Annotated in this window: 7 protein-coding genes; all 7 read left to right on the plus strand. The window is 34.3% G+C overall.

Translation table 11 applies throughout. The features are described from left to right. The first annotated feature begins 10 nt into the window (after positions 1-10). The 7 genes from AC6HZ4_RS08715 (at position 11) to AC6HZ4_RS08745 (ending at position 13407) form a co-directional block, all read left to right on the plus strand. The gene (locus AC6HZ4_RS08715; protein WP_497494581.1) at positions 11-1951 is read left to right on the plus strand and encodes a UvrD-helicase domain-containing protein; all 1941 of its coding nucleotides are present in this window, start codon (positions 11-13) and stop codon (positions 1949-1951) included. Beyond that, a complete protein-coding gene (locus tag AC6HZ4_RS08720; protein WP_497494582.1) occupies positions 1941-3014 on the plus strand; it encodes a hypothetical protein in 1074 nt (357 codons plus the stop codon). Before AC6HZ4_RS08715 ends, AC6HZ4_RS08720 begins: the two co-directional genes overlap by 11 nt. Positions 3015-3158: 144 nt before the next feature. Beyond that, positions 3159-6527 carry a helicase-related protein gene (locus AC6HZ4_RS08725; protein ID WP_497494583.1) on the plus strand — a complete coding sequence of 1123 codons (3369 nt, stop codon included), beginning with the start codon at positions 3159-3161 and terminating at the stop codon, positions 6525-6527. Positions 6528-6543: 16 nt separating this feature from the next. Further along, positions 6544-8430, plus strand: a complete 1887-nt coding sequence (locus tag AC6HZ4_RS08730; protein ID WP_497494584.1) for a DUF1998 domain-containing protein — start codon at positions 6544-6546, stop codon at positions 8428-8430. Further along, complete coding sequence (locus tag AC6HZ4_RS08735; protein ID WP_497494585.1) at positions 8431-10071, plus strand: PhoH family protein; 1641 nt, start codon at positions 8431-8433, stop codon at positions 10069-10071. It abuts the gene before it with no gap. Between the two features lie 361 nt (positions 10072-10432). Beyond that, positions 10433-11377, plus strand: coding sequence for a hypothetical protein (locus AC6HZ4_RS08740; RefSeq protein WP_497494586.1), 945 nt, complete (start codon positions 10433-10435; stop codon positions 11375-11377). Beyond that, on the plus strand, positions 11374-13407 hold the full coding sequence (locus tag AC6HZ4_RS08745) for an ATP-binding protein (protein ID WP_497494587.1): 2034 nt from the start codon (positions 11374-11376) through the stop codon (positions 13405-13407). The genes AC6HZ4_RS08740 and AC6HZ4_RS08745 overlap by 4 nt, the downstream gene beginning before the upstream one ends. The last annotated feature ends 7 nt before the right edge of the window (positions 13408-13414 follow it).

A 13414-nucleotide genomic window follows, 5' to 3' on the forward strand; every position in this document is an offset into this window, starting at 1 on the left:
GAAGTAAATTATGCAGCTAGTACCAACAGATTACAGTAGCCTTAATCTGTCTTCAAGTAAGAAGATGTTTTTAATGATTTGTAAAAAAAGACTGGGTGATGACTTCAAGGGTTTTTTAGAACTAAACCCTACAGGTGGCCCAATTCCTACCTTTTTACTAATCCTTCACCGTTCCATCGGACTTGTCTGCATAGTGTTCAATGAAGGAATCGGTACTGAAAATGTAGTCTCTACTATACAGCTTTTAAAACCTAATATGTGGACACCGCAGGAAGCTATTCTTCGTAAGAAGCTCCAAAGAGAGAGGAGGCTTGTGAATAGTGATGGGGAAATTATTGTAAATGTTAACTGGATTTATGCGTTTCCGGATGCCGATAGAATGACTACCTCCAATACAGATTCATACAATTATATATTCAAAGAAGACATTGCTAGGTTTCTCAAAGAAGAAGACAGCTTAAATAATTTTTTATTAAGTAAGTTTAGTCATGAACAGGACCTTGCAGAAGAAGTGATGAATCATCTAGGATTCATAATAGCGCCAGAATACTATATCCCATTAAATGTAGAAAAGCTCGTCCCTAAGAATGATATCGATATTGTCTCTGATATAAAGCACGAGTACCTAAGTATTACGAATAAACATCAGATAGCACAAGCATTATCATTAGATAGTGACCAAATAGATTTAATTAACCAATTTAATACAAATGACCACTTACTATTAGCTTGTGCAGGTAGTGGTAAAAGTTCTATTTTATTGTCAAAAGCTCTAAGATTTGCAAGTGCTTATCCCGATAAAAAGGTACTAGTTACTTGCTTTAATAAAAATCTTGCCCAGTATTATATGTGGAGAATAGATGTGGCTGGATTTACAAATAGAAATCTTGAGTGCCGTACATTTCATAGTTTTTGTTTATATCTACTAGATTATTTTAATATAAATAGGACATCTCTAAATTTTGGAACGGACGATTATGACCAGATTTTTTCTTATGCTCTTCAACAGTTTAAGAGTGGAAAAATCAAACCTGAGTATGATGCCATTTTTATTGATGAAGTGCAGGTCTTTAAGAAAGAATGGTATGAATTTTGTTACAATATGTTGGTTTCAAAAAGTAAAGATAAACACTTGTTTGTAATTGCGGGTGACAAGTCCCAGAATGTCAATAATAATATTGCAAAAGGTTTAGCCCCTTGGCAAGTCGAAAAAGACGGATTTCCAACGTTTAGAGGAAGTACAGTTAGGATCGAAAAGAACTACCGCAACTGCATTGAAATAAACAATTATATAAATGGATTTGTCAGAGAAACTAAACAATATCTACAAACCTTTGAAATTGATGTTAGTAAACGGGAAGACCTCTTTTTGCGTGGAAAAGCTGTTAGACATGGATATGAACCGAAAATAATTTGTTCCAGCCGTGTTAAAGAGGTACAAGAAGTCTTTAGGGCAATTGATGAGTTAGAAAGTAACCATGGAATTCCCCTCTCACAAATTGCTATCCTTATACCGCAAAGGCAATATAGAACGAAGAAATATTATATTCTGAAATGGTTAACAGATGAGTTTAATCGAAGAGGTATAGATTGCACCCCTCTTTTAAATGATGATGAACATTATGTAAGATACGGTGAACGAAAGGGTGTATCTATTTGTACTATTGAATCTGCATTAGGTCTCGATTTTCAAGCGGTTATTATTTGTGGGTTACTTCCATTAGGGCATTATGAGCAAGCATATGAAGAACAACATTTAATTGAAGAAAGTATTACGGAAGAGATTCGTATGGTTCGAAGAGAAGAATTCTTTAAAAATGTAAACCAGTTATATACAGGAATGACACGAGCTCGAGATTTCCTATACGTTATTTTATCTCATGACCAATCAAATATTTATTCAAAGATATTATTAAATGCAATGAAAGAGAAGGAGCCGTATGATAAATAAGATTGAATTATCACAGAAGTCTTTCTTAGCATCATTAGGTTATGATGTAGTTTTTGCAGATAAAATTCCCCAAGAATTTGTTCATTTCGAATCAAGTATGGTCATAATTGGGGGGCTTACCAGCGAAAGTATTGTAGCAGATTACGACTTATATGTATTAGGGAATGTACAAGTTAAGAGAATTCATGTTAAGCGAAACATATATGTCTTCGGAAATATTAGCTCAGATAGCATAACTGTAAATGGGACTATACAAGTTACTGGAGACTTAAAGTGCAAAAGCGTTGAGGCTGGAGGCGATATACTAGCTTTTTCAATTGATACTGAGAAGTGTTTAGTGGGTAAAGATTTACTTATTAAAGGACCGATAATTGTTGGCGAATACTTAAAGGTTAAGGACAGTTTAATAAGCCTTGAAGGGATTCTAGGACCTGGCAGTTGTACAGCAGAAACAGTGATTTCTAAAGATTACATTCAGCATGTGGAAATAAATGCTCAAAGGTCTATGGTTCTTAACTCACAGGATAAGGAAACCCCTGATGCTTTGACAAAACGTGAGTATTCAATTGGAATTTTTAGTGACCATACCGAGATGGAGCAATTACAAGTTGAATTAAGTAAAGAAAACTTTATACTACTTAAGTTATTTGAGGATTATGTAAAGACAATGGAGCAACATTGGGACTATGATGAAATAGGGGTACAATTTGATGCAATCCAACGCTTTTTACCGAATTACAGTCTCTATTGTGAGAATTATCTTAAAATTTTAAAACTTTCACACCTGTCAAAATTAGAATATATTGAAGAGTTTATAGTTTTGCTAAATATTAAGGCTTCAACACCAAAATTTATGTATTCTATTTCATTGGTAGAAGATGTGTTAGGTGAATTCTTTGTAGAAGCAAAACAGAACACACGGAATCTTAGAGTGCGAAATAATGACCGTGAAAGCGTGATCCAGAGTCTGTATTTTTTGCAGCTGCGTAAATATCTTCTTGATGCAGAACAGTATGATAATTTAGTTGGTAAGTTATTAAATACCTTATTCTCCGGATGTTAAGGAATTTTTAGGCTAGAGTAGCACTAAGAAAAGAAAATTATTCCGCTAACCAAAATAATACTTATTTGTTCCTGTTATTGACTTAAATATCTTTCACTTATTCTAGACTGATAAACAGAAAAATTAAGAAAGAAGGTGTGTATATTGGAAAATAAAAACAAAGAGATCTTTATGAATCATATAGTTAATGAATACTTACAGGAGATCCAGGGAACTAATAAGACACGTGTAGTTAATAATCATCCTGAAGAAGTTTTTCTTGTTGGCAAGCTTTCTCCATTAGGAGTTGAAAGTAGTGAACAATCATCCACAACAAATATTTCGCGTGTGGGGATAGACTTTTATATCAATAACCAGTCATTACAAAACGGAGAATTAGTAGTCATTCCAAAGGGTGACTTTTTTTATCGAGTATTTCCAACTTTCGAAGAGCAGTGTACAGCATTTTTAAAACAGGCATCTGAGCAATATCAAAAGCAATTTGATTCTATCCAAACGTTACAGAGTTATTTGAAGCTAAAAAACGAGAATTATTCATGCGAGGTTATTCCGGTTTATCAAAAGGTTAGTGTTGAAGATTTGAAAATCCAACTTAATTTTCGGGACTTCTACAATAATGATACTGAATATGGTTATTATTCTACAGAAAGAGATAGAAACTCAAAACTTAATAATTTCTTGGACCAGGCAAAACAATCATTACAACGAGACTATCAAGCATACCATATTATTCGTGAAGATGTTCAAGTAAGGGATCTAATAAATGAAGGGACATGGCAATCATTTCTAGACCGAAATAGGAATGAATTTAAGGCTCCCAAATGGGATTTTGCTGTTGAATGTGAGATAAAGAGGTCAAGTAACAATTATAAAGTAGCTGTGGCTATCTATAATTTAACTGGCCAGGATTCACATAAGAAAGATAAAGTGCGAATTAACTCTTTGTTCAATTCTGGATTAGAAGTCGAACTAACGAACGGGGCATATGAACCTCTAGAATTACCTTACTTTGAAGATGATTATAAGTATGAGAAAATCCAACATGCTATCGGGCATAATTGTAGCATTATTGAAGATAGTAATACACTTAGGACAGTACACATCCCAATCTATGAACAGAAGAGACTCAAGACAAGGGATGACATTGAAATAACTTTTAATGATTTAATTTTAGAACCAGTTAGAACATTAGAATTAGTCGCAACTGAGATGCAAAAGTTTTACGATGAAATGCGTGTTGACTATGAGCAAAGAGTTGCAAGCAAACAACTAACTAAGAAAGGACAAGAACAATTCAAAGCTGAGCTTGATGACTTTGAAATAGAGAAAAAGCGGTTTGAAAATGGTATTCGTGTAATTAGAGACTATACGAATATAAGAGAAGCGTTTATTTTAATGAATAAATCATTTTCTAAATCACCAAAAGGATATAAAAAATGGCGCCTTTTTCAAATCGTCTTTATAGTCTCTCTTATTCCTGATGTTTGCACAAGTGAATATAGTGAACAAGCTATGGCTTCTCATTTTATTGATTGGGTGGATTTATTGTATTTCCCTACAGGTGGGGGGAAAACAGAGGCTTTTCTAGGAATAACCTTGTTTACATTATTCTTTGATAGATTGAGAGATAAAGTTGCGGGGGTAACTGCAATTATTAAATATCCATTACGTTTACTTTCAGTTCAGCAAGTACAACGCTTAGCAGATGTACTTGCGATGGCTGAGTTAGTTAGACGTTGTGAGCCAGACATCCAGGATACAGAAGAGTTTTCCTTAGGTTATTTTGTAGGAGATAATAATACACCCAATAAAATTAATACAACAATAGCTGAGCGATTTCAGGAAATGTCTATACAAGAAATTACCGAGGAGTATAAAGTTATTGATATATGTCCTTATTGTCGTTCAAAGGATGTCTCGGTTGAATATCTACCAGAGGAAATCAGGCTCGTTCATCGTTGTAATAATAACGAATGTGAATCTGGCGGTATTCTCCCATTCTATATGGTTGACCGTGAAATCTATCGCTATTTGCCCTCGGTTATTATTAGTACGATTGATAAATTTGCTTCTATTGGGGTACAGTCTGACTTTCGAAATATTCTTGGCAATGTTCAATATCAGTGTGAAAAACATGGTTATAGTAGCAAGAAGACATGTACAGAAAAAGAAGTTTGTAAAAGTAACGAACTTCTTCATCGCATACAATTAAAAGATTTATCACCGACACTATTTATCCAAGATGAGCTACATCTTATTCGTGAATCATTAGGGGTGTACGATGCTCACTACGAAGGTTTTACTCAATATTATATCCGTCATTTAGCACCATCGAGGAAGAAGATTAAGTTAATTGGGGCAACAGCAACAATTTCAGCATACAAAGAGCAGTGTTGGCATCTATACCTTAAGGAACCTTTACGTTTTCCTTGTGCCTCTCCTTATTTAAATAGAAATTTCTACGCTTATATTGATGAAGAGGAGTTGCATCGTAAAATTGTAGGATATGCACCTTTCGGGAAGGCTATCGTCAATAGTGTAGTCTATTCTTTAAAAAGCATGAAACAAACTTTATGGAAATATTATGAAAATCCAGAACTTATTTTACAAATCGAAGGAATAGAACTAAAAGATAAAAGAGAAGCATTAAAATTACTTGAAGATTATTGGATATTTTTGGAGTATAACAATGTAAAGCTAGATGGAAATAAAATATTAAATGCACTAGATGACCCGATTAATACTGAGTTAGAAAAAGAAGGGGTCCAACCGTTTGACCCTCGAAAAATGACAGGCGACGATAGTTTTCAGGATGTACGTAAAGTATTAGCGGAAGTTGAAACAACACCAGATGTGTTTAAAGGACCAAACTTGATCGCTGCAACAAACATGATTTCACACGGTGTTGATGCTGACCGTTTTAATATTATGTTCTTTTTTGGAATGCCTGGAAATACGGCAGAATATATTCAAGCTTACAGTCGTGTTGGGCGTCATTACCCCGGTGTTGTATTTATGATTATGCGACCTTCGCGGGAGAAAGATTTAAGTTATTTGAAAAACTTCAATAAATTTCATGAATTTAAGGATATTTTAGTTGAGCCTGTTCCAATTAATCGTTGGGCAAGTAAAGCGATTGAACGTACGTTTCCTGGTATATTGTCTGCAATTATTATTAATTATTACGATTTTAAGCTTCAGAATGAATGTGGAAATATTTATATGATGAGTAACTTAAGAAAGGTTATTGAACAAGGAAAGCTTCCGAAAGAAGAAGTAACCTATCATCTTAAAAAAGCATATCAAAGTGACCTAAATTCAATCGGTAAAATATATGATGAATGGATTGAATGGGCAATTGATAAATTTTATAGTCGTATTGTTCAAGAAAACTTTAATCCAAAAGAAAAACGTGACGTGTATATTACTGAAGGAATAGAGAAATTAGGTTTCTTAAGGCCTATGATGAGCTTAAGGGATACAGATATCCCTATTATAATTGAACTAAAATAGGGTGGTGAGATATTAAATGAGTCAAAATGAACTGAAAGATAATCAGATGAATAGAGGTTTGAATCAAGCGTTATATAAATATTTACCCCATTCTTGGATAGACTTTTATAAGAAAGTAGATCGTACAGCTTATACTGCATACGTAAAAAATTGGAATAGTGGGATACTGTCAGATAAGGCTTTAAATAAGCATCGCGTTTTATTAAGAGTAGGTAGTGTTCTAAATGAGTTTAAGGAAAAAGGAGATGTAAAGGATTTTCTTTTTCCGATTAATGAGTCAACGTATGAAATTCGGACGCCCGATCCAGGTTTGAACGCGGATGTGATAACAGAAATCAGTCCATTAACGTTTTTCTGTAGTAAATGCTATAAGGTACATTCTTATCGTACGTCAGACCAGTTTACTCGTTTAAATCCAAGAAAAGTCTGTATAGATTGTAAATCCACTATTAAGCAATTAAATCTTGTATATGCCTGTAAATGTGGCTGGGGTGGACCTGTGGAACCAATTCCCTGTCCAAATCACGGGGATAAAAATCTCTATTATCGAGGGGACTTTTCATACTACTGTAAACATGAAAAAAATAGAAAAATTGAGATCCAAAGGGTATGCCCGTCGTGTAATAAAGGGCTACGTACTAAAAATGCTCTAGATATGTCTAACTACTATCCATTTAGTATAACAATGATTGACTTAGTTGATATAGAATTAGACCAATTCCTTCAAGAAGATGATGATGCGGCAGAAATCCTTCTGAGCTATTGGCTCGGACGTTTGAATAGGGATGAATTAAAAAAACTGGTAAAAAGTAAAAGTGTGGCAATCTCTAATGAAGAATATAACGAAAAGTTACAACAGTTAGAAGCTCAACATCCTGGGATTCCTCTAGAGGTATTAAAGCAGATTGCTAATACGTTTTTAGATGCTAGCCCCGCTGGAATTAGCTCGGACCATCTTGTTACCGAGATTAAACAATCAATTTTCAATCTCAGTAACAAGTATCTAGAAGACTTGGCTGTTCAAATATTAGAATACGATACAGTACTGAATCCTAAACGACAGAATGTATCTACATTAGATGATGCAATTAATATCTCGAAGAAGCTTAATACCAATGCTAACCCAGAAAGATTCCATACTCTAGCACAAGATTTTGGAATTAGGCATGTTCAAGCGAGTGGAGATATTCCGTTCATCCTATGCTCATATGGATATACTCGTAAAGAGACTGATCCACAAAAGGGGGCAGTATTAATGGGATTTCCCGCTGAATCACGTAATAAAAAGAATGTATATGCAGCAAAGTTAGACACTGAGGGAATTCTATTTGAATTTGACCGTGCGAAGATTATTAAGTGGTTACTAAAGAATGAAGTTATTACAGAGATAGACGCTCCGGATTTAGAAAATGAAGCCGAATTGAAGATTTGGTTTTTAAATCATGTACACACAAATGCGATTTCCACTTTTTCACCAATCGATGAAAAAATGGAGAAGATAACGTTCCATGTGTATAATTTAATCCACTCGATGAGTCATGCACTATTGAAACAAGCTGCTAATCTATGTGGGCTAGATAAAAATTCATTGTCGGAGTACATTTTCCCAAATATACCAGCAGTTTTAATTTACTGTCAGAACTCACAAGGAACAAATATTGGGGCACTCTTTAATTTATTTGAAGCATATTTTGATAAATGGCTTGAATCGACAAAAGATGACCTTGAAAAATGTATTTTCGACCCAGTTTGTATTGATCGGGACCGTTCATGCCCAGGTTGCTTGCAAGTTAATGAGGTTTCATGTGTTCACTTTAATAAAGACCTAGACCGTCGAATGTTGATTGGTTGGGTAGACAAAACATCAGGGAAGCGCACGCATGGTTTTTGGGAGGAGTGCTAGATGGCAAAGATGTACCCTGATAGTATTGATTTGCTTAAGGTAACAGAATCGGAAAAGATGATGTTTAATCAATTAAAAATCCAGCTTCCCGACCGAATATCAGTGTTTTATTCTGTAAGTTGGTACAATACACAAAATGGTCGTAGGGAAAATAGTGAAAGTGATTTTGTAATTTTCGACCCTGATTTTGGGTTTCTTACGATTGAGGTGAAGGGAGGGAAAGCACTTCAAAGAGATTTAAATGGTACTTGGGAACTGTTATTAGATGAGAGTGAGAAGAGGATACTAAAAAGGAGTCCGTACAAACAAGCCGAAGAGAGCATGTTTTTTCTAAAGGAGTATTATTATAAGCAATATAATGTGCATTTTTCAGGGGCATATGGTTTCGCGTGCGCATTTCCTATGTTTAATGTAAGTAATGATTTAGGTACAGAAGCTCCCAAAAATCTAACCATTGACTTCTCAGATATGAATAATCTAAAAAGGCGGATTAATGAAATCTTTCATTATTGGTCTTCTACGCGTTCAGGTAGGTTACTTATTTCTGCTGCAGTTCAGGAGAATTTTCTTCAAATGCTTCATCGGAGAATTACAGTTAGTGCGGTGATTGGTGCAAATATTAACCGGCAACAAGAAATGCTTACGCTATTAAACCGTGTTCAAGATAATTACTTGGATTTCGTAGAGAACTATCACCAGGCTTTTATTGTAGGTGGTGCTGGAACAGGAAAAACTTGGATGGCCGTAAAGAAAGCAATGAGAATAGCAAGTAAAAGTGAACAACATAAAGTATTGTTACTTTGTTATAATAGCGAATTAGTAGAGTTTCTATCTCATGCTACTAAATCTTTTCACAATATCATATGTAAGACATTTCACCAGTTAATAAAAGATGTAGTAGACGAGAAGACTTACGAAATGTTAGTACATGATAGTGAGATGCCTGGCTTGTGGGACGTTCTTTCAAGAATAAGTTCCCTCCCGCAATATCATGCAATCATCCTAGATGAAGCTCAAGACTTTAACGAGGAATGGGCGTGCACTACTCGTTTATTTTTGAGAAACGATATAAAATCAACATTCTATGTTTTCTACGATAGTGAACAAAACATATTTAATCGTAACTTCAAAAATGGTTTTTTAATCGAGAACCCACCTTTGTTATTACGTGAAAACTTAAGAAACACTGCAGAGATTGCAAAATGGGTAAAAGAGAAAACGAGCTTAGGCTATTATACTAAGATTAATAACATCGCAGGTACTCAGCCTGAATACCATAGAATTCGCAGAAAAAAAGATGCGCGTAAAAAATTGGAAGATGATTTAAGGAGACTTGTTTTAAATGAACTTGTACCTGAGAAATCCATCGTGGTACTTTCAAACAGGAGGTTCGAAAACTCCATTTTAGGGGGTTATCAAAATTTAGGACCATTTACGTTTATTCAAAAAAGGTCAGAACTAGATAAGAATAAAATTCTCTTCCGAACCGTTCAAGGCTATAAGGGTCTAGAATCGGATGTGGTTATTTATTTGAAGCATTGTGACCCTACAAGTCCTTATGATAATACTCAACTTGATTTTGTTGCCTATACTCGTGCGAAGTTTCTACTATTTGTTATTGAATGTAGTACAAACCAATGAAATAGTACAGGGAGATATAAGATAAGTAGGATGTAGTTGAGCTTCTACTACGTTTTCAAGCGAAGATAAGCCTTCGAACTTTAGACGAAGGCTTATTTCGTGGTTTTATTTTAAAGATTCATAGCCCTAGCTCCTTAAGCTCCCTTTTACAATCAATTATTTCTTAGGGTAATGAAAGGACGACCTTTATCGATTCTCCTCCAATTCGCTTCTTTTTATAAAATGTATCCATAATGTTTCCTTTCTAATATCAAATTATTGTTTAAAAACTTTCTTTTGTTTTAGGATTGTTTTCTTACTAAAGGGGATCCACATTTGTTATAATAATTCAATATTAAAGTTTTAAAAAAGGATGAAAAATGTGATTAAGTTTTCAAAAATTTGGGAAGGTGTTATTCCTCCTTACTTTGATGTAAATAATTCAATAGTGCTTAACGAGAACTTATTGTGCTTATGTTTAAAAAACGAAAATAATGATAGAGAATTATTAGTATATGACTTAAAAACCCTCAAAGTTCTTGTTAACGTAAAGGTGTATTGGACAACAATTCTCGGAGTTTCAGGTGAGAATATATATTTAGCAAAAATCGAAGATGCACGTTCACATTTGCAGGCGAGTAGGATTGGTTGTTATAATTACAAGACAAGAACTAACGTTCCTCTTTGGAAGGGATCCCTTTTATATGAAAAATACCGATTCACCCCACAACGAATTAAGGAGAACTTATTAAAGGTTGGAAAGTATTATTTTAATTTTAATAATAATACTTTCAGCCTTAATGATTATCCTTTAGAAGATGATCTGGTTGTTAAACTTAAAAACAGTGACTGTATTACGATAAATGTTACAGGGGTTACTTACTTAAGGTCGAGTCATGAAGCAGAATGGAGAAATGGTGATGTAAAGTCATGGTGGTATCAATTTTCTACCTATGATAAAATGTTTTTTTTAAAGCCGGGTAACTTATTGTGTACTCTAGAAATAGAGACAGGACACTATAGGGAGGAATTGATTAATCTTCCATTTGAGATAAAGCGAATCACTGGTGATTGGGTACATGTTAACGATAAAAATTTTAACTTCACTTCCATTTATGATGGATGTATATATAAGAATTGTTTGTTTTTTGTTGACCCTAAGAGTAACAAAATGGTAAGCAATAATGGATTTGAATGGCAGATTCCTAATGCCAATAACGGACACTATTATATTGTGGCCACGAACTTTTCGTATATACTCCTTTTGAGAATTGGGGTTGGAGAATATGGGGAAATATTTGTGATGAGTACGGAGGATGAAGAATGAGTAATGGAACATCAAGATTAGACCAGTCATTAGAGAGCAGTAAAAGTTTACGTTTTGGAGGTATAAGTCCTACAGTATTACGTGAATTGTCAGGTGTATATCAACCATTTGTGAAGGCTGTAAAAGAGATTGTTTCAAACTCTTATGATGCTGATGCCACTTCTGTGGAATTGCGTTTTAGTGATGATTTCGATGAATTAGAGATACATGATAACGGTCTGGGTATGGACCCATATGAATTTATTCAGAAATACTTGCGTATCGGCAAGAGTACAGTGAGCTCAGCGGAGTTAACACCAAGATACAACAGACCTCGTATTGGTGGTAAAGGAATTGGATTCCTAGCGCCAGCAAGATATTGTGAGAAATTATTGATAAGAACAAAGAAAGGAGAAAAATCTAGGGGATATATCACAGTTCAAGTAAATAAAAATGAACACCTTGACCTTTCTAAAATATTACTTGATGGCTTTCAGGATGAGGAAATTCTCAAGTTTATAAACATTGAAAAAATAACAGACAATAATGATTTGGATGTTTCTGTAAAGTACTCAGGTCTTTTACTAGAGAATTCTACCGCGGAAACACAATTAAAAGTGTGGTATACCTTTGATTCAAGAACATTTGAATTAGATGCAGAAATTGACTTTAACTTGTTATTCTCATTAGATTCAAGTACGAGCCTAGAAGAAATCCAAAATTTCTGTAAAGTACGTATTGCTAAGGTTGAAGAAGACCAAAAAAACAATTCTTATACAAAATTAACACTAGTTGGTATAAACAACACAACAAAGGCGGATCTGTTAAAGAGTGGAAAACCGTTAGCAAAGAATGTTGAGAGTAGAGACGGTATTTTTCAATTTCTATGGAATTTAAGTCGGATTATCCCTGTTCAGCCCAAAGTAAGTGATAATCTACCACAGGAATTAAAAGAATTTATTACAGATGAGTTGGACTATTATCGAACGGAAGTAGGGGAAAGCACATTTTCGGTACAATGTCATTATCCTGTTCATAAAAGAGATAAAAGCACAGGGGATATCGTGGTCATTCATAAAACAGAACCGTTATTACGTTATGTTGTTGAACCAAAGTATACAATGTCGGATATAGAAGACCGCGATTTATACTACATTATTAATGAAAATAATAACGATTACTGTATTAAAGGTTTTTTAATTGGGCAACAATCTGTTATTTATCCAGCGGAAAGCCGAGGAATTTTACTTCGAGTTAAGGGTGTAGCTGTTGGTGAGTCCCAATTTTTTGGATTAGATAAGGTTTTATCTGGTGCTACTAAGGCAGCCTTATCATATATTTCAGGAGAAATTAATATCCTGAGTGGTATCGATGCAATTACAGATATTAATCCCGGACGTGAAGGATTCTATAAAGAAAGTCCGACTTATAATATGATTAAGAAATGGCTAATTGGGGAAGACCCAGAGAAACCAGCTGGACTATTGAGAGATATTATCGATGCCGTTGTTACACGTAGTGAGACAAATGCAAGCTTAAATAATTTTAAGAAGAAGTATGAAGGGCATCGCCAAGCTATCGTTGAGGCAGGAGCTCTAATTAATGAAGAATTCTTTATGGACCCATTTATTATAGATAATTTTGCTGTAGATAAAGATAACTATGAATTATTACTTCAACCTGCTGTTTCATATAAGGCGGAAGGCAAACTTAGTAACTTTATCGTGAAGTTAGTTGATAATATCGAGGGTGAGTATAAAGTAGACTATTATAATAAAGAATTGTTGCTGAACAAAAGTGCAGATATATGGCAAAGGAACGTTTATATAGGTGGAATCAACTATGAGGTAGTATTTAAACAAGGGAAAAAAGCGACAATTTTCTGTGAAGTTCATTCAAGTCTAAAAAGAATTTATATTAACTGGGACCATCCGCTGCGTAGTAAATTAGGAGACACTGCGTATATTAAACATTGTCTAGCAGTTATTACAGCTGGGATTGACCAAGATAAGTTAAATTTATACACAAAAATTGTCACAACTAATTTGTAAAGGTGAT

The sequence above is a fragment of the Ectobacillus sp. OTK genome, assembly GCF_059698935.1.